Source organism: Azospirillum formosense (assembly GCF_013340925.1).
Lineage (GTDB): Bacteria > Pseudomonadota > Alphaproteobacteria > Azospirillales > Azospirillaceae > Azospirillum > Azospirillum formosense.
In genome coordinates, this window is the sequence record NZ_WHOR01000063.1 from 1 (window position 1) to 24,013 (window position 24,013).

Annotated in this window: 22 protein-coding genes; 8 read left to right on the forward strand and 14 right to left on the reverse strand. The window is 69.1% G+C overall.

What is annotated here, in order from left to right:
- Window positions 1-935 (forward strand): thiamine pyrophosphate-dependent enzyme (locus GBZ26_RS10865; protein WP_247884798.1); only part of this gene is annotated, 935 nt, incomplete at its 5' end.
- A 36-nt stretch (window positions 936-971) separates the two neighbouring features.
- Complete coding sequence (amaB, locus tag GBZ26_RS10870) at window positions 972-2,474, forward strand: L-piperidine-6-carboxylate dehydrogenase (RefSeq protein WP_174438847.1); 1,503 nt, start codon at window positions 972-974, stop codon at window positions 2,472-2,474.
- Between the two features lie 73 nt (window positions 2,475-2,547).
- Here the strand turns inward: amaB and GBZ26_RS10875 are convergent, their stop codons facing one another.
- The 9 genes from GBZ26_RS10875 to GBZ26_RS10920 all read right to left on the reverse strand — a co-directional run bounded on the left by GBZ26_RS10875 (window position 2,548) and on the right by GBZ26_RS10920 (window position 13,841).
- Window positions 2,548-2,745 (reverse strand): hypothetical protein, encoded by a 198-nt coding sequence (locus GBZ26_RS10875; RefSeq protein WP_014200253.1) that lies wholly within the window; start codon window positions 2,743-2,745, stop codon window positions 2,548-2,550.
- Window positions 2,746-2,913: 168 nt separating this feature from the next.
- Window positions 2,914-3,831, reverse strand: coding sequence for a DMT family transporter (locus GBZ26_RS10880; protein ID WP_174438848.1), 918 nt, complete (start codon window positions 3,829-3,831; stop codon window positions 2,914-2,916).
- Window positions 3,832-4,027: 196 nt separating this feature from the next.
- Window positions 4,028-5,104 (reverse strand): copper chaperone PCu(A)C, encoded by a 1,077-nt coding sequence (locus GBZ26_RS30865; RefSeq protein ID WP_343207312.1) that lies wholly within the window; start codon window positions 5,102-5,104, stop codon window positions 4,028-4,030.
- Window positions 5,105-5,281: 177 nt separating this feature from the next.
- Window positions 5,282-6,949, reverse strand: a complete 1,668-nt coding sequence (locus tag GBZ26_RS10895; RefSeq protein ID WP_174438849.1) for an ATP-binding protein — start codon at window positions 6,947-6,949, stop codon at window positions 5,282-5,284.
- A 9-nt stretch (window positions 6,950-6,958) separates the two neighbouring features.
- On the reverse strand, window positions 6,959-8,452 hold the full coding sequence (locus GBZ26_RS10900) for an ATPase domain-containing protein (RefSeq protein WP_174438850.1): 1,494 nt from the start codon (window positions 8,450-8,452) through the stop codon (window positions 6,959-6,961).
- A 277-nt stretch (window positions 8,453-8,729) separates the two neighbouring features.
- A complete protein-coding gene (locus GBZ26_RS10905; protein WP_174438851.1) occupies window positions 8,730-9,323 on the reverse strand; it encodes a hypothetical protein in 594 nt (197 codons plus the stop codon).
- Between the two features lie 116 nt (window positions 9,324-9,439).
- The gene (locus GBZ26_RS10910) at window positions 9,440-12,082 is read right to left on the reverse strand and encodes a PAS domain S-box protein (protein ID WP_174438852.1); all 2,643 of its coding nucleotides are present in this window, start codon (window positions 12,080-12,082) and stop codon (window positions 9,440-9,442) included.
- A gap of 102 nt (window positions 12,083-12,184) precedes the next feature.
- Window positions 12,185-13,105 carry a hypothetical protein gene (locus GBZ26_RS10915; protein ID WP_211104699.1) on the reverse strand — a complete coding sequence of 307 codons (921 nt, stop codon included), beginning with the start codon at window positions 13,103-13,105 and terminating at the stop codon, window positions 12,185-12,187.
- A complete protein-coding gene (locus GBZ26_RS10920) occupies window positions 12,999-13,841 on the reverse strand; it encodes a hypothetical protein (RefSeq protein ID WP_174438854.1) in 843 nt (280 codons plus the stop codon). Before GBZ26_RS10920 ends, GBZ26_RS10915 begins: the two co-directional genes overlap by 107 nt.
- A 1,009-nt stretch (window positions 13,842-14,850) precedes the next feature.
- Here GBZ26_RS10920 and GBZ26_RS10925 point away from each other — a divergent pair.
- Entirely contained in the window at window positions 14,851-15,813 is a 963-nt protein-coding gene (locus GBZ26_RS10925) for a replication initiator protein A (protein WP_174438855.1), read from the forward strand.
- Window positions 15,814-15,828: 15 nt separating this feature from the next.
- Here the strand turns inward: GBZ26_RS10925 and GBZ26_RS10930 are convergent, their stop codons facing one another.
- Window positions 15,829-16,710 carry a LysR family transcriptional regulator gene (locus tag GBZ26_RS10930; RefSeq protein WP_174438856.1) on the reverse strand — a complete coding sequence of 294 codons (882 nt, stop codon included), beginning with the start codon at window positions 16,708-16,710 and terminating at the stop codon, window positions 15,829-15,831.
- A gap of 113 nt (window positions 16,711-16,823) precedes the next feature.
- Here GBZ26_RS10930 and GBZ26_RS10935 point away from each other — a divergent pair, with 113 nt between their 5' ends.
- Window positions 16,824-17,867, forward strand: a complete 1,044-nt coding sequence (locus tag GBZ26_RS10935; RefSeq protein ID WP_174438857.1) for a YeiH family protein — start codon at window positions 16,824-16,826, stop codon at window positions 17,865-17,867.
- Here GBZ26_RS10935 and GBZ26_RS10940 read toward each other — a convergent pair.
- Together GBZ26_RS10940 and GBZ26_RS10945 are read right to left on the reverse strand one after the other, a co-directional pair.
- Window positions 17,860-18,090 carry an Ada metal-binding domain-containing protein gene (locus GBZ26_RS10940; protein ID WP_211104700.1) on the reverse strand — a complete coding sequence of 77 codons (231 nt, stop codon included), beginning with the start codon at window positions 18,088-18,090 and terminating at the stop codon, window positions 17,860-17,862. The two genes, GBZ26_RS10935 and GBZ26_RS10940, sit on opposite strands and share 8 nt — an antisense overlap.
- 159 nt (window positions 18,091-18,249) lie before the next feature.
- Entirely contained in the window at window positions 18,250-18,780 is a 531-nt protein-coding gene (locus GBZ26_RS10945) for a hypothetical protein (RefSeq protein WP_174438858.1), read from the reverse strand.
- A gap of 262 nt (window positions 18,781-19,042) precedes the next feature.
- Between GBZ26_RS10945 and GBZ26_RS10950 the strand changes: the two genes are divergently transcribed.
- Both GBZ26_RS10950 and GBZ26_RS10955 read left to right on the forward strand, forming a co-directional pair.
- Window positions 19,043-19,696 (forward strand): HAD family hydrolase, encoded by a 654-nt coding sequence (locus GBZ26_RS10950; RefSeq protein WP_174438859.1) that lies wholly within the window; start codon window positions 19,043-19,045, stop codon window positions 19,694-19,696.
- A gap of 97 nt (window positions 19,697-19,793) precedes the next feature.
- Window positions 19,794-19,991 (forward strand): hypothetical protein, encoded by a 198-nt coding sequence (locus GBZ26_RS10955; RefSeq protein ID WP_035683083.1) that lies wholly within the window; start codon window positions 19,794-19,796, stop codon window positions 19,989-19,991.
- A gap of 71 nt (window positions 19,992-20,062) precedes the next feature.
- Here GBZ26_RS10955 and GBZ26_RS10960 read toward each other — a convergent pair whose 3' ends face one another.
- Window positions 20,063-21,163 (reverse strand): lipid II:glycine glycyltransferase FemX, encoded by a 1,101-nt coding sequence (locus GBZ26_RS10960; protein WP_247884799.1) that lies wholly within the window; start codon window positions 21,161-21,163, stop codon window positions 20,063-20,065.
- Window positions 21,164-21,607: 444 nt separating this feature from the next.
- Window positions 21,608-21,832 carry a hypothetical protein gene (locus tag GBZ26_RS10965; RefSeq protein WP_014200230.1) on the reverse strand — a complete coding sequence of 75 codons (225 nt, stop codon included), beginning with the start codon at window positions 21,830-21,832 and terminating at the stop codon, window positions 21,608-21,610.
- Window positions 21,833-22,011: 179 nt separating this feature from the next.
- Here GBZ26_RS10965 and GBZ26_RS10970 point away from each other — a divergent pair, with 179 nt between their 5' ends.
- Entirely contained in the window at window positions 22,012-23,034 is a 1,023-nt protein-coding gene (locus GBZ26_RS10970; RefSeq protein WP_174438861.1) for an AAA family ATPase, read from the forward strand.
- The gene (locus GBZ26_RS10975) at window positions 23,024-23,881 is read left to right on the forward strand and encodes a ParB/RepB/Spo0J family partition protein (RefSeq protein ID WP_174438862.1); all 858 of its coding nucleotides are present in this window, start codon (window positions 23,024-23,026) and stop codon (window positions 23,879-23,881) included. The genes GBZ26_RS10970 and GBZ26_RS10975 overlap by 11 nt, the downstream gene beginning before the upstream one ends.
- Window positions 23,882-24,013: the final 132 nt, after the last annotated feature.

Here is a 24,013-nt window from a genome sequence, read left to right on the forward strand (position 1 = left end):
ACCCGAACTACGCGGGCGACATCGGGCTGGGCATCAACCCGAAGCTGGTCGCCCTGGTGAAGGACGCCGACGTGATCCTGCTGCTCGGCGGCCGCTTCTCCGAGGTGCCGTCGCAGAGCTACGGGCTGCTCGGCATCCCGGAGACCGGCAAGACGCTGATCCACGTCCATCCAGGGGCGGAGGAGCTGGGCCGCGTCTACAACCCGGACTTGGCCATCAACGCCACGCCGGGGGGCTTCCTCGACGCCGTTGCCGGGCTGGAGGCGCCGGCCTCCCCCGCCTGGGCCGGCCGGGCCGAGACCGCGCACGCCGCCTACACCGCCTGGAGCGAGCCGCCGGCCACGATCCCCGGTGACGTCCAGATGGGCGCCGTCATGTCCTGGCTGCGCGACACCCTGCCCGACGACGCCATCCTGACCAACGGCGCCGGCAACTACGCCACCTGGATCCACCGCTTCTGGCGCTTCCGCCGCTTCGCCACGCAGGCGGCTCCGGTCTGCGGCTCGATGGGCTACGGCCTGCCCGCCGCCGTCGCGGCCAAGCTGCTCCACCCGGAGCGGGACGTCGTCTGCTTCGCCGGCGACGGCTGCTTCCAGATGACCGGGCTGGAATTCGGCACCGCCGTGCAGGAGGGCGCCAACCTCATCGTTCTGGTCATCGACAACGGCATGTACGGCACCATCCGCATGCACCAGGAGCGGGATTATCCGGGCCGCGTGTCCGGCACCGCCCTGACCAACCCGGACTTCGCCGCGCTGGCCCGCGCCTACGGCGGCCATGGCGAGACGGTGGAGCGGACGGAGGAGTTCGCCCCGGCCTTCGAGCGCGCCCGCGCCGCCGGCCGGCCGGCCATCCTGCATGTCAAGCTCGACCCCGAAGCCCTGACGCCGAACCGCAGCCTGTCCGACATCCGCGCCGCCGGGCGCCAGCGCTGACTATCCACCGGTTGCCTTACACCAAGGACCTTTTCCATGCAGCACCGCGACCTTCTCTCCCGCCTCGGCCTTGAGCTTCCCGCCGACGGCGCCGGCCTGTCCGTCCGCTCGCCCATCGACGGCGCCGCGCTGGGCGTGGCGCCGGTCACCCCGGCGGCGGAGATTCCGGAGGTGGCCGCCCGCGCCCAGCGCGCCTTCGAGGCGTGGCGCTCCGTCCCGGCGCCGCGCCGCGGCGAGCTGGTCCGTCTGCTGGGCGAGGAGCTGCGCGACGCCAAGGAGGATCTCGGCCGTCTCGTCACGCTGGAGATGGGCAAGATCGTCCAGGAGGGCCTGGGCGAGGTTCAGGAGATGATCGACATCTGCGACTTCGCGGTCGGCCTGTCCCGCCAGCTCTACGGCCTGACCATCGCGTCGGAGCGTCCGGGCCACGCGATGCGCGAGACCTGGCACCCGATGGGCCCCTGCGCGGTGATCTCCGCCTTCAACTTCCCGGTCGCGGTCTGGGCGTGGAACGCCGCCCTGGCGCTGGTCTGCGGCGACCCGGTGATCTGGAAGCCGTCGGAGAAGACCCCGCTGACCGCGCTCGCCTGCCAGCGCATCTTCGAGCGCGCGGTGGCCCGCTTCGGCGACGCTCCGGCGGACCTGCTGCAGGTCGTCAACGGCGGGCGCGACGTCGGCGAGGCGCTGGTCGCCAGCCCGCTGGTCCCCATCGTGTCGGCCACCGGCTCGACCCGCATGGGCCGCGAGGTCGCGCTGAAGGTGGCGGAGCGCTTCGCCCGCCCGATCCTGGAGCTGGGCGGCAACAACGCGATGATCGTGGCGCCGTCGGCCGACCTCGACATGGCGGTGCGCGCCATCGTCTTCTCGGCGGTCGGCACCTGCGGCCAGCGCTGCACCACGCTGCGCCGCCTGATCGTCCACAAGGACGTGCGCGACACCCTGCTGCCGCGCCTGAAGGCCGCCTACGCCTCCGTCCCCATCGGCAACCCGCTGGAGTCCGGCGTGCTGGTCGGCCCGCTGAACGACAAGGGCGCCTATGAGGGCATGCAGCGCGCGCTGGAGCAGGCCAAGGCCGATGGCGGCGTGGTGACCGGCGGCGGCCGCGCGCTCGCCGACCAATATCCGGACGCCTGGTACGTGCAGCCGGCCATCGTCGAGATGCCGGGCCAGACCGACATCGTCCGCCATGAGACCTTCGCCCCGATCCTCTACGTCCTGACCTACGAGACGCTGGAGGAGGCCATCGCGCTTCAGAACGCGGTTCCGCAGGGCCTCTCCTCCTGCATCTTCACCACCGACATCCGCGAGGCCGAGAGCTTCCTGTCGGCGTCGGGCAGCGACTGCGGCATCGCCAACGTCAACATCGGCCCGTCGGGCGCGGAAATCGGCGGCGCCTTCGGCGGCGAGAAGGAGACGGGCGGCGGGCGCGAGTCCGGGTCCGACGCCTGGAAGGGCTACATGCGCCGCCAGACGGCCACGGTGAATTATTCCCGCTCGCTGCCGCTGGCCCAGGGGATCAAGTTCGAGATCGCCGGCTGATCCAGCCGGCGCACAAGAAGAAGGCCGCCCGTTCCAGCGGGCGGCCTTTTCCCATGGGAAAGTCGTTGGAAGCTCAGAAGGCCTCGCGCGGAAGCCGCCTTGCGGGTCGTTCGGGGGAGGTGTTGCGGCGCAGGTGCTCGGCAATGGGGGTGAGCTGTGCCAGAACCTGCTCGTGGGTCAGGCGGTCCCGGCGCAACACGGCCTGGACCACGGGGTCGTTCAACAGTTCGGCAACGCGGCAGCGCCACGTCTGCTTGGGCAGTCCGTTCATTGCTGTTCTCGTTGCTTGTGGATGGGAAAAAACGCCGGCCCTCACCGGCAGGCGTACGGTACGCGGAGCATGTTACAGTTCGACGCGTACGGCCCGTGATATTTCGGGTACCTGAACGTCCTGTGTACGTGCCTCCGGCATAGGGAACTCATGGGTTAAAAGGACCGCTCAGGGTCCCTCCGCCGCGCTTTTCGCCGCGGCCTCGCGCGCCCGCACCTGCTCGCGGTGGAAGATGTAGATGCCGCTGGCGACGATCACCAGACCCCCGGCCAGGGTCGAGGCGCTGGGCGACTCCCCGAAGATCAGCAGGCCGTAGAGCACTGCCCAGATCAGCGTCGTGTAGCCGAAGGGCGCCACCGTCGCCGCGTCCGCCACCGTGTAGGCGCGGATCAGGCAGTAATGGCTGCACGCCCCCAGCACGCCGAGCATGATCATCAGCGCCGCCCCCGTCAGGTCCGGCGTCACCCAGCCGAAGGGCAGCAGCAGCCCGCAGAGCAGCGTTCCGGCCATGCTGGTGTAGAAGAAGGTCGTCAGGGTGGAGTCGCCGCCGCGCAGCAGCCGAGTGACGATCTGGTACAGCGCGTTGCACAGCGCGGCGGCCAGCGGCAGCAGGATCGCCCATTGGAAGACGAGGCTGGCCGGGCCGATGATGATCATCGCCCCGATGAAGCCGCCGAGCACCCCCAGGGAGCGCCGCCAGCCGACCTTCTCCTTGAGAAGCGGAACCGACAGGACGGTGACGAGGACCGGGGCCACGTTGGCGATGGCCGCCACGTCCACGAAGGGCAGCGTCTTGTAGGACACCGCCACCAACAGCGTGAGCACCGCCAGCAGGGTGGAGCGGAGAATTTGAATCCCCGGGCGCTTGGCGATCAGATGGCTGGGAGAGTTCACCGCCACCACGACGAAGGCGATGGCCAGATGCACCGCGAAGCGCGCCCAGGCGACCTCGGCGAAGGGGTAGGTCTGCACCAGAAAGCGCAGCGTCGCGTCCTGCGTCACGAACAGAAGCGTGGTCAACAGCATCCAGGCGATGCCGGCCCGCCCGGAGGAGCTGGCGGACAGGGCCTTTTCGGTGACGGTCATCGGGCGGCGCTCATGGGCGGGGCGGTTCCTTCCTGCGGCGCGCCGGACTTCTTCCGGACCGGCGCGCCACACCCTGCGCCCAAGGGGCCGGACGGTCAAATGCGATGCTGGTATATCAGTACCGACCGCCATCGGCACCGACCGCCGGTTGCGGCCGCGCCGGCCTTTGGAATCGGACCGGCGCGGCGCATGCCCGTCAGTGCTTGTGCTGCGTGCCGCCGGCCTGCGGCCCGCCGGCACCGCCATGGGACGGGGCGGCGGACCCGGCGCTCTGCACGTCCACCTGGACGGTGACCGGCCCGGCCTTCTCGAAGGTCAGGGTCAGCGGGAACGCCTTCCCCGGAGCAAGCGGCTGCTTCAGGCCGAACAGCATGACGTGCAGGCCGCCGGGCTGCAGCGCGGTCGGCGAGCCGGGCGACACCTCGATGGCGTCGACCTGGCGCATCTTCATGACGCCGTTGTCCATCAGGTGGGTGTGCAACTCCGCCTTGTCGGCGACGGGCGTGCTGGCCGACAGCAGGCGGTCGCTGTCCGGGCCGTGGGTGCTCAGCACCATGTAGGCCGAGCCGTTCGGGGCCGAGGGCGCCGTGGCGCGCGCCCAGGGATGCTCGATGTCGACCGGCCCGGCCTTGAAATCATGGGCCAGGACGGGGCCGGCGGTCAGGGCGACGAGCGCGGCGAGAACAAGGGCGTGCTTCTTCATGGTGACGAAGTCCTGCAAAGAAAATGATGAATGCAAGGGTCGGTTGGTCGGGGCAGGACGCGTCATCGGAGGGGCACGGGCGTTGGGGCGCAGGCCGCGCGGGCGGCGGCGCTTGCGGTTCGGCTGGAGGCGGCGGCGCAGCGCCACGGACAGGCGCGGCGGCGGAACGGCGACATCCGCCGGGGTCAGCATCGCCGGCGGCGCGCAGCCGAGCTGGCAGCCCAGGCAATGCTCCAGATCGTGCTTGGGCTGATCGGGCCCGGCGGGCATCCGGTCCGACGCCCCGTCCGGTCCGCACATCGACGCCGCCCAGAAGGACTGCGCCAGACCGGCCGAGAGCATGGCGACCGCCTGCCCCGGGACCTGGACCAGGATCAGCAGAAGAACGGCGGCCAGCGTTGCGGCCAGCCCGGTTCGCCAGCGCGGCGGAGGCCGGCGGGACGGGCGCGGACGCGCCGCAGGCGCGGCACTGCCTTCCTCGCGATGCCTGCTCCCCCCGTCCCGTTCCCCAGAACGGAGAGGAGAGGCCGATGGCCGTGCTGACGTTGCCCCGTTCAAACCGGTTTCCATTCCACCCACAGGACGGATGACCGGTTGTAGGCGATGTGCGTGGAGCTTGTCGAGTTGCCGCCATCCACCCGCCAGAGCAATCGCGTTTTGCCTTCATAGCCCTCTTCCCAGGGGGAGAGGGCCAGGGGGAGAGGGAATGTCAGATACAATCGTCTTGGTTTGCCTGCCGCCGCGCCGTCAGGCCGAATTCCCATCCAGCAGACAGCGGACGGTGATCTGCAACGTGTCCACGCCGACCGGCTTGCTGAGCATCCGCGTGCCCGCTCCCAGGCTGTCCGCTTCGAGAGCGGCGTAATGCGCGTAGCCGGTCACGAACAGCACCCTCAGCCCGGGGCGAAGCCCCCGCGCGACGTCGGCCAGATCCCGCCCGGTCATTCCGGGCAGCCCGACGTCGGTGATCAGAAGGTCAATCGCCGCGTCGGACTCCAGGATCGCGATCGCCGCCTCGGGTTCGGCGGCCTGCAGGACGTGGTATCCCTGCCCTTCCAGCGCCTCGACCCACAGCATCAGGACCAGGGCCTCGTCCTCGACCACCAGGATGGTTTCATCGTTGCGGGACGGGTCCTGCGACGGCGCGTCCACAGCGGGGACCGAGTTGTCGGCGCCGTCCACACCATCGTGCTGCGGCAGGTACAGGCTGACGGTGGTGCCCTGGCCGGGCTGCGACCGGATGGCCGCGTGCCCGCCCGATTGACGGGCGAAGCCATAGAGCTGGCTCAGCCCGAGGCCGGTGCCCTGACCGATCGGCTTCGTCGTGAAGAAGGGTTCGAACGCCCGCTCCAGCACGTCCGGCGGCATGCCGCTTCCGGTGTCGGTGATGCGGAGCAGGACGTAGCGGCCGGGAAGGATATCCCCCTGCGCGTCCGAAATGGTCTCGTCCAGAACGGTGTTGCTCGTCTCGACGCGCAGGAGCCCGCCGTCCGGCATGGCGTCACGGGCGTTGATGGCGAGGTTGAGCAGGGCGCTTTCGACCTGGTTGGCGTCCGCCCAGGTCCGCCAGAGCCCGTCGGCCAGCACCGTTTCCACCAGGATCGACTCGCCGACGGATTGCTGGATCAGGCCGCTCATCGCGGTGGCCAAGGCGTTCAGGTCCAGGCTGCGCGGCGTCAGCGGCTGGCGCCGGGCGAAGGCCAGGAGGTGCCGGGTGAGCGCCGCGGCGCGGTCGCCCGCCGTGATGGCCATGACGACGTGCCGCAGCAGCGGTTCGTCGGCGGACAGCGCGCCCCGCAGCAGATGCAGGTTGCCGAGCATGACCTGCAGCAGGTTGTTGAAGTCGTGGGCGATCCCACCGGTGAGCTGGCCGACCGCCTCCATCTTCTGGGCCTGCTGCAACGCCTCCTCGGCCTTCCGGCGCTCCCGCATCTCGGTCTGCAGGGACTGGGTGCGCTCCGCCACCCGGCCTTCCAACTCGTCGTTGGCCCGCTCGATGTCGGCCAGAAGCGTCCGCATGCGATATTGGCGCAGGCGGGTCCGCGCCGCGGACTGCGCCGCGCTTTGCAGCGCTTCGGCGTGCAGGGGCGGGTCCAGCAGCGTGACGTTGCCGAGCCGCTGGAACTGCGCCCATCGCGCCTTGCTGGCCAACCGGTTGCCGCGCGCCGAGATCACCAGAACGGGAAGGTCCGACCAGGGCGGCTGGGCATTCAGGCATGTGACCAGAGGCTCCATTCCCGCTTGCAACAACGCGCCCTCGGAGAGGATCAGGGCCGTGACGTCCTGCGCCATGCCGTCGCACAGGGCCGGCAGGTCGGCGCAGAGCCGCGCCGTCATGCCGATCTCGTCCAGCACGAGGCGGATGACCTCTGCGTCCCGGCCGTGCGGGGCGAACACGAGGATCGGGGCGTCCATGCGCTGCGGTCAGCCCGTCTCGCTCCGCCCGCGCAACAACGGGTCCGCCGACCCGTCATAGCTGGGCACGCCGGTGAGCACCCCCTGGAACTCCAGAAGCTGCGGGCCGACCTGCATGCCGTCGGGAAACAGCCGGAACTCGCGAATCGCCAGCTCATGGACGCCGGTGCGCTTCTTGACCACCGAGATCGCCTTGCGCACCTGCCCCGCCGCTTCGAAAAAGCGCAGCAGGACCACCGTGTCGCTCATGAAGGACAGGTCCACGGGGTTCTGGATGTCGCCGACGATCCCCTGCTGGGCGAGGATCAAGATCGTCACGACCCCCTGGTTGTTCAGATAGGACAGCAGCTCGTGCATCTGGAGGATGAGCGCCTTCTCCTCCGGCATGGTGCTGAGGTAGGAATTCAGGCTGTCGATCACCACGACGCGCGCCTTCTGGTCCTCCACCTGGCGGCGGACCTGCCAGACGAACTGGCCTGGCGACAGGCGCGACGGGTTGGCCCGCTCCCAGCCGAGTTCGCCGTTGCGCACCGCCTCCTCGATGTCAAGACCAAGTGCGGTGCTGCGCAGCCCAAGGGTTTCGAAGGACTCGTCGAACGAGAAATAGGCGGCGTGTTCGCCGCGGCGCACCGCCGCCATGACATATTGCAGGGCGATGGAGGACTTTCCGACGCCCGACGGGCCGACGAGCATCGTCGTCGTGCCGCGCGTCAGCCCGCCGCCCATCAGCTCGTCCAGCCCGCTCAGGCTGCTCGACACGACGCTCGGCTCGAACTCCGTCTTGTGCTCGTCGGCGATCAGACTCGGGAAGATCAGAACGTTGCCCGGCGTGATGGCGAAATCGTGCCAGCCGCTCTGGTATTCGGAGCCGCGCATCTTGGCGATCCGCAGGCGCCGCCGCGCCGCGCCGTAGGAGCGCTCGATCTGCTCCAGGCTGAGCACGCCGTGCATCAGGCTGTGCAGTTCCATCGAACCGGTCTGGCTGGTCAGGTCGTCCAGCGCCAGCGTGGTGCACTGGCGCCCTTGCAGGAACTGCTTCAACGCCAGGATCTGGCGCCGGTAGCGGAGCTGGTCCTGGGCGAGCAGGCGCAGCTCCGACAGGGAGTCGATCACCACGAGGTCCGGCTTCTCGGCCTCGATCCGGTCGGTGATCAGGCGCATGGTTTCGCCCAGTTCGACCTCGGACGGGTAGAGCACGCTCTGCTGGCGGTCGAGCTGCGCCTCCAGCGGGACGAGTTCGAAGATGCCGATGCCGTCCAGCGACCAGCCGTGGCTGGCGGCCGAGGCGCGCAGTTCCGTCTCGGTCTCCGACAGGGTCACGTAGAGGCCGCGCTTGCCGTCGCATAGACCCTTCAGCAGGAATTGAAGCGCGATGGTCGTCTTGCCGGTTCCCGGCGCGCCTTCCAGAAGATGAAGCCGCGCGCGCGGCAGCCCACCCCTCAGGATCAGGTCGAATTCTGGAATTCCGGTCAGGATCTTGTCCGTCTTGGTCGGCTTCGACACCCAGGTCTCCTCTTTGTCTGGCCCGCTGGCAGCGCCTTGCGCCACACGCCGCCGTGATGGTGAACGGCCTGAACGCCTGGACGGATGGACAAACGCTCAGCCTCGGAGAGCATCCACGCTTCGTGGACGCGTCTCCGCCACCATCAACCCAATGCCGGTGCTCCTGTTCCTTTGTGCCTTTGGAATGCCAACCGTCGGGGATGCTTGCGCGCCACCGCGGGTTACCGCGATGTTGGGCGGCGGCGCGAACGACGCCTGGGCTCGACTGGCGCGGCCTTTACCGGCCCGCCCCCAGCACGCGGCGGCGCTTGGGGTCTGGTCCCAGCGAGCGGATGAAGGGCGGCAGCCCTCCGGCGGACCGCGTGTTGAAGGCCGCCTTCGGCGCGTCCTCCTCCGCTTTCTCCGGCACCGCCGTCTCTTCCATGGCCGTCTCGGGGGTAGCGTTCGCCCTGCCGAAGCCGCGGGCGATCCACAGGACGAGCGCGCCGGACAGCAGAAGCAGCAGCGGCGGCACGGCGGCGCGCAGCCCCCAGGGCCACAGAACCTCCGCCCGGCGCGCCCAGCGCTCCGCCCAGAAACGCTCGGCGATCTGCCGCACGCGCTCCTCGCCGAGGTCCGGCGGGGCGGCGAGGCTGGTGCCGTCGGGGAAGTCCGTCCGTGCCACGACGCCCCGCCTCACCCCATCCTCCACCACCGCCTCGTCGGCGGCGTAGTGCTGCGGCAGAAAGGCGTCCCTTGCGTCCGAATAGGCGTAGAGACCGGCGAAAGGATGGCGCCCGTGCAGATCGGCGGTGGCGAAGGCGGTGACCGCCGCCCCCCACAGCAGGGCGGCGACCAGCCAGCCCCGCCACAGGCCCTTGCTCCAGTTCATGTCCCGTCTCCCTCTTGCCCAAGGAGGCTCTTCCCCAAGGAGGCGGAAAAACTAAAGACCCGGCCGGCGGGCAGCCAGGGTCAAAAACCGGCCTTTCGCAACCAGACCTTTCAGAATCAGGCCGCGGGCTTCAGCAATTCGCGCAGGATGTGCGGGGTGATCGGCTTGTGGACGAGCCGGAAGCCGGCACCGCGGATTTCGGTGATGCGTTCGGGCGCGGTGTCGCCGGTCAGCACCACGGCGGGGATGCGCACGCCGCAGACGCCGTGGATGTCGCGGATCGCCTCCACCCCCGTCCGCCCCTCGCGCAGCCGGTAGTCGGCGATGATGAGGTCCGGCAGCCGGCCCAGCCCATGCAGGACATCCACCGCCTCCTCCGCCGACACGGCGGCCACCACCTCGTAGCCCCACTGCTCCAGCAGAGTGCGCAGGCTGAGCAGCACGATGGCCTCGTCATCGATGACCACCACCAGCCCCTGCCCGTCGTCGTTGGCCCGGTCCGGCCCGCTGCGGCGGAGGATGGCGCGGGGGCGCACGGAGGGAAGCTCCACCGAGAAGACGCTTCCTTCTCCGGGCCGCGAGCGCAGGGCAATGGTGTGGCCGAGCAGCCCGGCCAGCCGCTTTACGATGGCGAGACCGAGCCCCAGCCCCTTGGCGCGGTCGCGCTCCTGGTTGCCGATCTGGAAGAACTCTTCGAAGACGGCCTGCTGCAACTCCTCCGGCACGCCGACGCCGCTGTCGGCCACCTCGATCCGCAGCGCGCCGTTGCCGCGCCGGCAGCCGACCACGACGCCGCCCCGCTCGGTGTAGCGCAGCGCGTTCTCGATCAGGTTGCGCAGGATGCGTTCCAGCAGCATCGGGTCGGTGCGCGCCCACAACGAGGTCGGCACCACCCGAAGCCGCAGCCCCTGCCCCTTGGCCTGCGGCCCGTATTCCGCGGCCAGCCGGTCGAGCAGCGGCCCCACCGCGCATTCGGTGACGCTGGGCTCCACCGCCCCGGCGTCGAGCCGCGACACGTCGAGCAGACCGTCGAGCAGGAGCTTCAGCGCGTCCAGCGAATGGCCCATGCTGGCCACCAGCTCGTGACCGGGATGGCCGTGCAGCTTGTCGCCCAGCACCTGCGCGAAGAAATAGAGCGACTGCACGGGCTGGCGCAGGTCATGGCTGGCCGCCGCCAGGAACTGGGTCTTCGCCCGCTCCGCCTTTTCGGCGCGGGTCTTCTCCCGCCGGGCCTCGTCCGCCGCGGTCAGGGCGCGCTCCATCGCCTGCTCCGCCGCCTCCTTGGCGGTGAGCAACGCCTCCGCCGCCGTCCGGCGGGCGGTGATGTCGCGCACGATGCCGGTGAAGCGCACCTCGCCGTCGGCCTTCCATTCGGCGACCGACAGCTCCAGCGGGAACACCGACCCGTCCTTGCGCTGGCCCGTCACCTCGCGCCCGATGCCGATGATCCGCCGCTCCCCCGTGCGGTGGTAGCGCTTCAGGTAGCCATCATGCGCGCTGCGGTCTGGATCGGGCATCAGCATGCTGACGTTGCGGCCCATCACCTCCTCCGCTGCGTAGCCGAAGATGCGCTCGGCGGCGCGGTTGAAGCTGTGCAGGGTGCCGATCCGGTCAATGACCACGATGGCGTCAACCGCCGTGTCCACGATGGCGCGGTAGCGCGCCTCCGCATGGGCGGCGGATTCGCTGGCGCCGACCAGCGCGGCGCTGGCCTCGGCCAGGACGCGGTGCAGGTCGTCGATCTCGCGCACCGGCACGCCGCCGTCGTAGCGTATCGGCCGCCCCTCCATCAGGCTGCCGCCATGGGCGGCCAGTTCGCGGACGGGGTGGGCGAGCCGCCGCGCGAAGACCGCCGCCGACGCCAGCGAGACGCCCAGCAGGACCAAGCCCAGCCCCAGCGCCAGAACCACCGTGCGGTTCAGCGGGTTGAGCACGGCTTCCGTGGGCGTCGCCGCCACCAGGGTCCAGTCGGCGCGCTGCGTGCGGTGGAAGGCGCCGATGATCTCCACCCCGTCCAGCGTGGCCCCGCGGTAGTTGCCGGTGTCGGCCGTGCCGCGCGCCGCCAGGAACCAATCCGGCACCGGCCGCCCAAGATACTCCGCATGATCGCGCGAACGCGCGGCGATGCTGTTTCGGCCGTCGATGATTGCGGCGATCAGTCCGGAGCGGGTCTCGAACCCCTCCAGCAGATTGCTCCAGGTTTGCGGATCGACCGCCGCCGACAGGACGTAGCGCAGGTTGCCGTCGCGCTGCACAGGCACCATGACAGTGATCGACGGGCGCTCCGCCGCCGTCGCGGCCACCAGATCGGACACCGTCGGCTGGCGGGTCGCGATCAGCCGTTGCAGCGCGTCGCGCTGGGGCACGTCCGGCAATGGGACGCCGAGCCTGACCGCCGTGTTGACGATCTGCCGTCCCGACGGGTCGACCAGCGCGATGTTGGTCCAGGACGGATGCTGCGTCAGCGCCAGCGTCGCCCGCTCATAAAAGCCGGCCGGATCGTCGGTGGACAGAGCGGCCGTGCGGGTCAACGCCCGCAGAGCGTCGATGGTTGCCTCCAACTCCCGGTCGACGATCAGGGCCAGCGCCTCCGCCGTATCGGACATGTTGTTCTCGACGGCTTCCCTCTGCTGCTGCACCAGCCAGCCGATGAGCATGCCGCCGAGCAGGAGCATCGGCACCAGCGTCACGAGCACAAGCCTCAGCAGGTACCCGTGCAGACTCATCGGTTGCTGACGGGACACCATCTTCAGCAGCATGGATGGACAATCCGAAAGGTTCGAGGCACGAACTGACTATCGCATCTTGCTCCGCCCTTTCGTGCTTCGCCACCGGAATCTGAAACGATGGGGTGAGCCTCATTATATAGGCGTTACCCTGTTGGAATAATGAAGGGTCTGCCAAGCCTCCGCTCCACCACCTCGGCCCGATCCGCAGTCATGGAATCGCCTGGGTTCTCGGATTGAACTTTTTGCACGTGGCGGCTTACTGAAAAAGGCGGCTTCCTGTCCTTCACATACCCTAGTATGAGGAACAGTGGCCATCCAATCCCTTGTGAAGGTCTTGGGAATAGTCCGTGTCATCTGAGGCAATGGACGCGCGCGCGCCAAGTCAACTTGCGGATCGACCAGTGTGACGGAGATCGGTGTGGAAGCCGGGGCCGGAGAGGGCGGGACCGCCGGTGTCGCCGGGGCGACGGGAGGAGAAGTCAAGGCGACGGCCTGCTGGCGGCGGGCGGTTTCCGCCTCCTTCTCCTTCTGGCGGCGGCGATGAGCAATCTCGCGGGCGCGGATCTGCTGCTCCTGGCGCAGGGCCATGGCCAGCCGGCGCAGGGCCGCCGTTCCGCTGATCGGCGATGCCTGACCGGCGGCGGCGCGGAAGTCGCCGACGGTGGGAAAGCGCCGGTAGCCGGACCGGAAGGAAGACCAGACGCCGCGGAAACCGGCAATCCAGTCCTCGGCGGGCCAGCCAGCCATCTCCAGAATGTCGGCCTCCAGCACGTCGGCGTCGGGAAGCTCCAGGCCGAAGCGCGCCGCCAGCTTCTCGATGCCGGTCAGCACATTCTCCACACCGATGGCCGGGCAAACGGTCTCAAGGGCGGCCTCCACCCGCTCGGCCAGCGCTCCGATCTCCTCCGGTGCGCGGTCCGCGATTTCGAAACGGAGGTCGGCGCGTTCAAGCCGGGCGAGCGAGGCGATCGCGCAGGGCAGAGAGGACACCGGCGTTGCGGGCAGCCACGCCATGTCCGGTGTCTGCGGAACGGCGCTGACGGGAAGGCTCACGGGGAAGCTCGGCAGGCTGGCGGTCATTGTGGTCGCTCCGGTTGGTGGGGCGGCGGGAGGCGGTTGCAAAGGGGACGACGGTGCCTTCGGGCGTTTCGCCTTCCGGAGCGGCGGCGGGAGCGACCAGTTCGCGGGCCACCCATTTGCGCCAGGCGCCGGACGGGTCGGACGGGCTGTAGCCGTTGCGGACGTTGGCCTTGCGGCACCAGCACACGAACTTGCGGGTCACCGTGGCCGGATCGACCTCCGGGCGGGTCTCCGCGGCCCAGGCCAGATCCGCGGCGTCCGGCTGCCAGTCTTCGGCCAGGGGATCCCGGTCCCTGATGCCCGGAGACCCAACCGATCCCCCCGCCCGGAAGGAGGAGGAGTTTTGAGAATCAGGATTCAGGGGATTCCCAGTCCTTAGGAGTCCGTCAGCTGGCTGACCGGCGGTGTCGGCGGGCCGACCGGAAGAGTCGGTGTCCTGCGCGCCCACCAGGGCATAGACCATCCCGCGGAAACCGCGTTCGCGCCGGGCCTCCACCAGGGACAGGTCCGGCGCCTGCAACTTCGTCAGCACGGCGGACAGCCAGGGACGGCTCTTGCCGAGTTCGGCGGCCAGCTCGTCCTGGACCAGACCGGCGCAGACGCCGGCGGAGTCCGCCCGCGCGTAGAGGCCGGAGAGCACCGCGATTTCCGCGGCTCCGACGCCGGGCGCAGCGATCCATCGCCGGTACAAGGTCGTGTACGGGGTCATTGTCTTTCCATGATCCAGCGCTTCAATCCCGGCGGAAGACAAAGCGGGAGCGTCAGTGGAATCCGCGATTCCACTTGGTTTTCCGGACCTACCCTGGCATCATGAAGTCGCCAAACCGCTGATGCGGGGTCCGGTTCTCCCGGTCTTCCATCGGTTTTCGACACTTCGGTGTACACGAGGGCACAGGTCGCCAAACCTGTGCCCTTTGTGTTTCCGGAGGTCGCCTCCTCCGTTACGTCATCGTCGCCTCCTTCGGCGTGCCGCGGCTGTTCGGTGCCGCCGGCTGAAAATCCTGGTCCAAAAGCTATCGGTTCGGGCTTTGGGGAGCCCGTTACGCAAGATGTTGTCGTGGCCCCGACGGGCTGTCCACGATTCAAATGCGTGCGTCGGAATCGCTCCGGTTGCGTCGATGCGGGGGCGTGGAGTCAGTGGAATCAAGGCTTTGAGCCCTGAGGGACGGTGACGGACCATGTCCGGGTGTCGCCGTTCTGCCGAGAAACCGGGTGGAAAACGTCGCCGTTCTGCCGAAAGATTCCGCCGCACGGGGGAGCGCGCCGGAGCGTCGGAGTCCGCCGGATGTCGCCGTTCTGCCGAATAATCTGGGCTGTGGCCCAACGGTGACTCCGGGAATCGGCCGAGAATCGGACTCCGACTCGCGCAACCGAGTGTCGCCGTTCTGCCAATGTGCTCCCCCCGCGGCGGCCTCCAGACCCTGGGAAGTCTGGAAAGAGTCAGGGAATCCAAGCCTTTCAGCGCCCTTTTGCGGCTTGTCTGGGGTCCGGACCGTCAGAACGCGGACGCTTTCGGCAGGGAGATCCTCCAGCGGGGCACAGCGTCCGGGGGAACTGGCAGAACGGCGACATTCGTCCGCACGGTCACAGCGTCGTTTCCAACCGGTGAGGAATCTTTCGGCAGAATGGCGACGTTTGCGCCTGCGCTGTGGAACATGCGGGGCGTATCGGGAATCAATACCGTAACCGCCAGCGGCGGGGCCGGGGAGACTGGGTGCATGGACGACCACAACACCGACAAGGAAAACGCCGAACTGCTGGACCGCCCGGTCCAGCTGGCGCTGCGGCTGGATTCGCCGCTGCGCGGCGACGTGAACAACGACCGGGCCCTGATGGCCTACTCGCTGTTCGGCCTGTCCAAGGACAAGGTGGAAAGCCTTCCCACCTACGACGACGGCAAGGTGAAGATCGAGGTGCGCGCCCCGCGCGACGTCGGCGTCGCGACGATCTGGGACAAGTCGGTGCTGATCTACGCCGTCTCGCTGCTGCGCGAGAAGATGGCCGAGGGCAAGATGGGGCCGGAGGTGGGGAAGCTGCACTTCACCACCAGCGACCTCCAGCGCATCGTCGGCAAGACCGCCGGGGGCAGCGCCTACGACAAGATCGAAGGGGCGCTGGAGCGGCTCCAGGGCACCCAGATCAAGACCAACCTGGAGGCCGGGGGCGAGGGCGAGAGCGGCGCCTTCTCCTGGATCTCCGACTACAAGCTGCTCTACCGCCGCGGCAAGAAGGACGGCGAGCGGCAGGTGCGCGGCCTGACCCTGGTGCTGTCGAACTGGGTGGTGCGCGCGGCGCTGGGCAACAACCTGCTGACCTATTCGGAGGACTACTTCGCGCTGAAGCCCATCGAGAAGCGGCTCTACGAGATCGCCCGCGCCCATCTGGGCCACGGCACCGCCTTCTGGATGGCGCTGGAGCCGCTGCGCAAGCGGGTCGGCTCCGACAACGACCTGCGCAAGTTCAAGAACGCGCTCGGTCCCGTGCTCCAGGCCGACCGCATCCCCGGCTACGGCGTGCGCATCGTCGAGACCGCGGAGTACAAGGAGCTGATGACGGCGCGCGGCGCCTCCATCGCCCGCGTGCTGAACGCCGACCTGCCGGTGATCTTCTGGCGCAAGGACGCCGGTGAGCCGGAGAGCTGGATCGACATTCCCAGGGTCGAGTTCGACGAGGTGGTCTGAGCGCCCTCCCCTGCCCTATTCGTTCAGCAAAAGATCGCGAAAGGTCCGGGCGGCGTGGCTCAACCCGCGCTCGCGGTGGCGCAGCAGGCGGAAGGGCCGTTCGGGCAGCGGGAAGGGAACGCGGTGCAGGTGCCCGGCCGCCAGCGCGCCGCGCGCCACCAGATCCGACAGGGCGGTGGCCCCCGCCCCGGCCATGACCGCCGACAGCACCGCCTCGTTCGAGGGCAGCTCCAGCGCCACCGGCAACTCCTCCGGCGCCCTCCCCTGCCCGCGCAGCGCCTCCTCGAACTCGGAGCGGGTGCCCGACCCGGCCTCGCGCAGGACCCATGGGGAGCGGTGCAGCTCCGCCGCCGGCAGGTCGCTCCGCCCGCACCAGGGATGGCCGTCCCCCACCAGCAGCAGCAGACGGTCGCCGGCCAGAAGGTCCTGGTCGAGCAGCGGGTCCGTCACCTCCCCTTCCACCAATCCCAGATCGGCGGCACCGTCCAGCACGGCCTTGGCGACCTGAGCGGTGTTGGCGGCCTTCACCGCGACGTCGACGTCCGGATAGCGCCGGTGGAAGGCCACGAGCCGTTCGGGCAGCCAGTAGCCGGTGATGGTCTGGCTGGCGTGGATGGCGATGCGCCCACGCTTCAACGCCGACAGGTCCGCCAGCATGCGCTCCGCCGCCTCGGCGCGGGCGAGCACCGCGACGGCCTCGGCCAGGAACAGGCGCCCCGCCTCCGTCAGCTCGATGCGTCGGCCCACCCGGTCGAACAGGCGGACGGCGTGCCGGGCCTCCAGGCTGGATACGGCGGCGCTGACCGCGGACTGCGTCAGATTCAGGGAGGCGGCGGCACGCGTCACATGCTGTTGCGTGGCGACCGCCACGAAGATGCGGAGCTGTTCGAGAGTCATCGGTCCCCGGCCCCTTCAGACGTTCGATTTTATCGAACGGTTTGTCCATTATAATCCATTGGAACGAACGGTCCAGAGGGCGCAGCTTCCCGGCATCGGAAATCGAGGACGCCATGCCCAACCATCTTCTTCCATCGGCCCGCCCGACCCTGGGCGCCCTGCTGCCGGGTGTTCTGCTCTGCTCCGGCGTGAGCGGCGCGGCGCTGGCCCTGCAAAGCCTGGAACTGCGGGTCTTCGGGCAGGCCTGGCTGGAGGCGCTGGTCCTGGCGATCCTGATCGGGGTGGCCCTGCGCAGCGTCTGGGCGCCGGGGCGGCGCTGGAAGGCCGGAACGGACTTCAGCGCCAAGACGCTGCTGGAGGTCGCTGTGATGCTGCTGGGCGCCTCCATCGATCCGCAGACGCTCCTGTCCGCCGGGCCGGGGCTGGTGGCGGGGATCGCCGGGGTGGTCGCCCTGGCCCTGGCGGTCAGCTACGGCATCGGGCGCCTGCTGGGATTGCCGCCGCGCATGGCGGTGCTGGTCGCCTGCGGCAACTCCATCTGCGGCAACTCGGCCATCGCGGCGACGGCGCCGGTGATCGGGGCGCACGGCGACGACGTGGCGGCGGCCATCGCCTTCACGGCGGTGCTGGGTGTTCTGGTGGTGTTGGGGCTGCCGCTGCTGGTGCCGCTGCTAGGACTCACCCCCATGCAGTACGGCGTGTTCGCCGGGCTGACCGTCTACGCGGTGCCGCAGATCCTGGCGGCGACGGCGCCGGTCGGCGCGCTGAGCGTCCAGGTCGGGACCTTGGTGAAGCTGCTGCGCGTGCTGATGCTGGGGCCGGTGGTGGTGGCGCTGGCCCTGATGGCGAAGCCGGAAGGGGGAGAAAAAGGCGCGAGGGCTGGCGTTCCGCTGCGCCGGTTGGTGCCATGGTTCATCCTCGGCTTCCTGGCGCTGGCCGGGCTGCGGGCGGCGGGGCTGATCCCGGAGGCCGCGCTGGCGGCCAGCCAGACCGCGGCGGGCGTCCTGACGGTGTTGTCGATGGCCGCCTTGGGGCTTGGGGTGGATGTGCGGATGCTGTCGCGGGCTGGGCTGCGCGTCACCGCGGCGGTGGTGCTGTCGCTGGCGGCGCTCGGCGCCATCGGGCTGGGGCTGATCCGGCTGCTGGGAATCATGTGAGCGTGGATGGGGTGGCGGCAGGGCGGCAGCGCTTGCAGGGGCGGAAGCCCGCCGCCTCCGCCGCCGCGGCATCCGGGTGGAAGGAGACGTTTTCCCGCTTGGCCCGTCGCGATGGACAGGACGGCCGGCAATAGACGCCGGTGGTGCGCACCGCATAGACGAAGCGCCCGTCACCGTCGCGGTCCCGGCGCGTCACCGCGCTCCACATCGCCTCCTCGTCCATGACGGCCTCCCGTTTGTGCTGCCGGGATCGTCGCGGATGCCGCGACGGAGGGCCACCCGTTTCCTGCGCCACGCAAAAAGACGGCTGGCAAAAAAGACGGCCGGCAGAGGTCTGCCGGCCGCGAGGTTCGGGGAGGGAGGGACGCGAAGCGGGGGAGCCTTACTTCTGGATGCCGGTGACCTGCTGCTGGGCCTTGTTGCCGATGCCGGCGGCGAGGTTGGAGACGGTGCCGAGGTTCTGGTTGAACAGGGCGCCCGGCGCACCGAACTGCATCGCCTTGACCTGCTGCTGGGCGGTGTTGCCGATGCCAACCGCGCTGTTGCTGACGGTGCCGGCGTTGCTGTTGAAGCCGCCGAACGCGAAGGGCGCCTTCACCCCGCCGCCGCCCGCCTGCATGCCGAAGACCTGCTGCTTGGCCGTGTTGCCGACGCCGGCGGCGAGGTTGGAGACGTTGCCCAGGTTGGAGGCGGTGCCGAAGGGACCGGCCAGGCCGCCGCCGGCCTGCACGCCCATCACCTGCTGCTGCGCCTTGTTCTGGATGCCCGCGGCGGTGTTGGAGATGACCCCCAGGTTGCTGGCGTTGCCGAGCGGGATGCCGCCGGTCATCAGGTCGCCGGCGAAGGCCGGGCCAAAGGAGGCGGCGGAGCAGAGGACGGCGACGGCGGCGGCGATCAGGGTGGTGCGGCGCATGGTGTGGTTTCCTTCCGGTGTCTGGGTGGTGTCTGCCGGTTCCGTCTGCGTCGGGCCCCGGCCTGTTCGATGACCAGACACTACGCCCCGCCGCCCATCCCCGCTGTGGCCTGCGCCACACTGTGAGACAGCTTTTCCGAAAGGCTCTTTCTTCGGCCCAAACCGTTGAGGCACGGGGGATTTCCTGTACGATCCCCCGACGCCTTTTCCGGCACCCGCCCCTGTTCCGTGCGGGGCCACCACAACGATGCGAGACGGCGCAATGCTTCAGACACCCGACCGGCTGGACCCGGAGGTCGTGATCTTCGATTTCGACGGCGTCATCATCGACTCCGTGCCCACCAAGAACGGCGGCTTCGCCATCCTCTACGGCATCGACGATGCGGAGACGGAGGAGCGGATGCGCCAGACGATCTGGCGCAACGGCGGCCTCAGCCGCTTCAAGATGCTGGCGATCCTGGAGCGGGAGATGTTCGGGCGCGACCCCGGCCCGGCGGAGATCGACGATCTGGCCCGCCGCTACGCCGAGATCGTCGATCCGCGCGTTCCCGACTGCGCGCTGATCGCCGGCGCGGAGACGGTGCTGGACCAGTTGGACGGCACGCCCTGCCACCTCGTCTCGGGCACGCCGCACGAGGTGCTGATGGGAACCGTGCGCGCCAAGGGGCTGGAGCGGCATTTCCGCAGCATCACCGGCTCCCCCAACGTGAAGGCGGAGGTCTTCGCGCGCATCGTCGCGGCGGGCGGGCACGACCCGGCGCGGTCGCTCGCCATCGGCGACTCCCTGACCGAGCTGGAGGCCGCCCGCAAGGCCGGCATGGGCTTCGTCGGCGTGGTGTCGGAAGGGCTGCCGAACCCCTTCCCGCCCGACGTGACGGTGGTCGGCGACCTGCACGGGCTCGCCCAACGACTCTGAGCGGCGGATTTGCGGTAAACGGTCGCATTGGGGTATTGTTTATGGGGCCAACAATCCATAAATGATTATGGCATCCTATGACGAAAGGGAGGTCAGTATGCCCGTGCCGAAAGAGGCTGCCGAAGCCGCCCGTGACCGTTATCTGGCGATCCTCAGCGGGTACCCCGGTATGACCCGCGCCGAAGTCACGAAGCTGTCCGACGACTACGCGATCGCGGTCAATTTCGCGTCGGGCATTCCCGACGATCTTCCCAAGGATCTGGACGGCGTGCCGGTGATCGCACGCACCCAGTGACGCTCAGCCGCTGACGCGCAAACGCGACGCCCGGTCCATGCTCTGGACCGGGCGTTTCGTTTGTCCGGCGCTTAGGCCGGGTTGGACGGGGTGGTGGCGTCGGCGCGCTCGGCCGGTCCCTTGTTCATCGCCATCGCCATCATCTGGCTCGCCTGCGCGGTGCAGGTCGCGGCCAGCGTGCGCACCGTCTGGCCGCCTTCGACGAGAAGCCGGCTGAGCATCGGGCCGGGTGCTTCGAAGGTGCCGATGAAGACCCGCTCCTCCTCCCCCTTGCCGGCGAAGCCGCGCTTGAACAGGTGGACGCCGGGGTTGCCCTGGGCGTTGACCCCATGCAGGTCGTAACGCTTCCCGCCGTTGGCCTTCACCCACTGCATCGCCTTCCAGTGGACGAGGAAGGCCGCGTTCAGCGGCAGTCCGGCCTCCGCGGTGGCCGAGTTCTGCATCAGCGCCGTGTCGCCGAGCAGCGACACCACCACGCCGGCCACCGGCTCGCCGTTGTGGGAGGCCATCACGGCGTGCATCTTCATGCCGTCGGGCAGGGCGCGGTGGACCTTCGTCAGGGTGCGGCTGTCGAAGGCGCGGAAGCTCTTGCGGCGCTGCGTCTGGATGAACAGGTCGTCGATGGCGTCGAGGATCTCCGGCGCGGAGCCCTCGACGATCTCAAGCCCTGCCCCCTCGGCCTTGGCGAGGCCGCGGCGCCAATGGCGGGACAGATCCTTGTGGATCGTCGCCTCGTCGCGGGTCAGGTCCATGATGAAGGTGCGGTAGGGGGCCTTGGCGTCGCTGTGCCGCATCCCCAGCGCCTCCATGGCGGACAGCGCGCGGGCGCCCTCCCCCGCCCCGTCCTCGACGCGCGGCAGGACGCGCAGGAACAGCCCGCGCCGGACGCTGTACTCGGCCTTCATCGCGTCCATGATCGCCAGGAAGTCGGCCGGATCGGCCTGGCGGCCCTTGGGGCGCCACAACGGTCCCCACATGACCAGCGCGATGCCACCGATGCCCGGAACCCGGCGGACCAGCAGCTGCGCCGCAGCCACCGGCTGGCCGTCCCGGCGCAGCACGATGTGGCTGAGGTCGCGGTTGGGATGGGCGATGCGTCCGAAATCCCAGGTCTGGAAGATGTTGGCGTCGTCGAAGCCGTTCATGACGGCGTACCAGCCGCCGCGGTCCATACGGTCGATCTCGACAGCCGGTGAAGCGTCCAGGCAATCGCCCCCAAATGCGTCGGTGTGAATCTGGCGTTTCCCCAGCGAAGTCACGTCGAACCTCTCGCGTGGTTGGTCGAATGGGCACAATCGGGGCGGAGGTGGAACCCCGCCCGTCCCGCTTCCCTGGCCGGAGGCCAGAGCCGTCGGATCGTCAAAGGTCGAGGCCCCGCGGAAGGTCTTAGACAATTCACGCGCGGCCTACGGTCTTTGCGATCGTCCACAAACAATAGGAGGCGCACGGGAAAATCACACAAACCCTGATGGGTTCGCGCAAAATCCCACTGGATTATTCTCTGTGGCTAAGCGCTTTTTCTGGGGATTGTATGGGCTACGCCCGTATCGACGTGATTGCTGCAGCGCAATACGCCCAATTCGACGCCGATTGAGCGAAAATCCGTGCTTCGGCGTTCAGAACATCGTCAGTTGGATGATGCCGTCGGCGCGGGCGTGGCGTTCCGCCGCGTTGGCGGCGGCGTCCTGGGCGCCTTCCTGCGATTGGGCGATCCCGACGGCGATGCGCTCCCCGGCCACCGAGACGGTCCAGGTCCAGCGTCCATCGGTCCGCCACGACACGGCCAACTCGCAGCCATGCGCCTGACACACCAGTTGCCGCACCGACCAATTCGCCGCCATTCGCGCAACCCCACAGCCCTGGCGCCTCCTCCGGCCCCGTATGCCTTAGTTATGCACCGGAGAGGCCATGTTCCGCCAGTGTCGGCTGCTCCGGATCTCCGGTAGACACCCATTGCGGGGGTTGGGACGACTTGATAGCTTCCGAGACGACTCCGGCAAAATGGGGCGACGAGGGGGCAATGACCGGCGACGATTTGAAGCTGCTGCGCGAGAGGCGCGGCCTCACCCAGACGCAGATGGCCGCGTTCGTGAACGAACTGACCGGCCGCCGCTACGACAAGCAGCGGCTCAGCAAGTGGGAGACGGGGCGCGAACCCCTGCCCCGCGACGTGCTGGGCCGTCTGCTGCTGCTGTCCCTGGAGCAGCCGGCGACCGAGGCGCCGCGGGCCGGCACGACCATTGCCGTCGGCCTGCAAAAAGGCGGCACGGCCAAGACGGCGACCTCGATCAACGTCGCCTTCATGCTGGCCCGGTCCGGGAATCGCGTGCTGCTGGTGGACGCCGATCCGCAGGGCAACGCCACGGTCCATGTCGGCGTGCCGCAGACCGACGTGGTGGCGCTGACCGAGCAGGGCAGGGTGCTCTACCACGCGCTGATGGGCAAGGCGAAGCTGGCCGAAGTCATCCGCCCGACCAGCGTGGAAGGTCTGGACGTCGTACCGTCGAGCATCGCGCTCGCCAGCGCCGACACGGAACTTCCGGGCAACCTGACCAACGCCCAGACCGCCATGGCGGAAATGCTGGACGCGGTGCGGGGCGAGTACGACTTCATTCTGATCGACTGCGCGCCGAACCTGGGGGCGGTCACCATCAACGCGCTGACCGCGGCGGACTATGTGCTGATCCCCTGCCAGGCGGAGCCGCACGCCATTCTGGGCGTGAACGCCTTCCTGGACACGGTGACGAAGATCCAGCGGCGGCTGAACCCGAACCTGCGGATTCTGGGCGTGCTGCCGACCATGCTCAATCCCCGCCAGACGCAGGACCGCTCCTCGCTGGAGGACATCGGCCGGCTGTGGGGCGAGGATTACCGGGTCTTCCCGCCGGTGCCGCGCGCGACGATCTACGCGCAGGCCGCCGGTGCCAACGTCATCACGCTGGACGCCGACATCGGCGCGCCGGGCGTGGAAAGCTACGCCGCCATCGCCGGTGCCCTTCTGAAGGCCACCGGACGCGTGCAGGAGTCGTCCGATGCCGCCTAAGAAGCTGACCCGCCAGACCGCCGCCACGGTGCTGCAAGCGAAGAACACCGCCCCCGCCCTGGAGACCGACCGGCTGTTCGGGTTGACCGGCGCCCTGCCCCGGCTGATCGAAGCCGACGTCGCCGCCATCCGCACCGACCCCAACCAGCCGCGCACCGTCTTCGACGAGACCGCGCTCGCCTCGCTCGCCGCCTCCATCGAGCGGCACGGGCTCCAGCAGCCGGTTCTGGTGCAGGAGACGGCGGAGAAGGGCGTCTACCGCCTCGTGGCCGGCGAGCGCCGCCTGCGCGCCCACCAGATGCTCGGCCGCCCGACCATCGCCGCCATCATCACCAAGGGCAAGGCCGAGGAGATCGCGCTGATCGAGAACGTCCAGCGCGTGGACCTGGACGCCATCGATCTGGCCCGCGGCCTGAGCCAGCTCATCGACAGCCACGGCTACGCCCAGGCGGAGGTCGCCGCGGTGCTCGGCTGCTCGGAGGCCGAGGTGTCAAAGCGGCTGAAGGTGCTGGACCTGCCCGTCGACATCCTCCGCGAGTATCGGGAGAACCCCGACGCGGTGTCCCGCTCCGCCCTGGTCGAGCTGGCCTTCGTCGGCGACGAGGGGGAGGTGCGGCGGCTGTGGCAGTCGGCGCGCACCGGCGGGCTGACGGTGCAGTCGGTGCGCGCGGCGCGGGCGTCCAAGGCTCCGGGAACGGCGGAACCGATGCGCGTGCTGGGCCGCTCGATCAACCGCATCGAAAAGGAGCTGAAGGCCATCGATGCGGTCAGCAACGCGATGCAGAAGGAGCACCGGGAGCTGCTGCGGGACCTGCGGATGCGCATCGACGATCTGCTGGGGGAGTGACCGCTTTCGAAATCGAAAGCGTCTTTAGGTTGTAATTTTTTAAGAATAGATCAACCTATAGGGGCTTTCGAAGTCGAAACGCGGAAAGCCTCAAAGCGTCGGTTTTGGACAGTCTTGCCCCCACCCCAACCC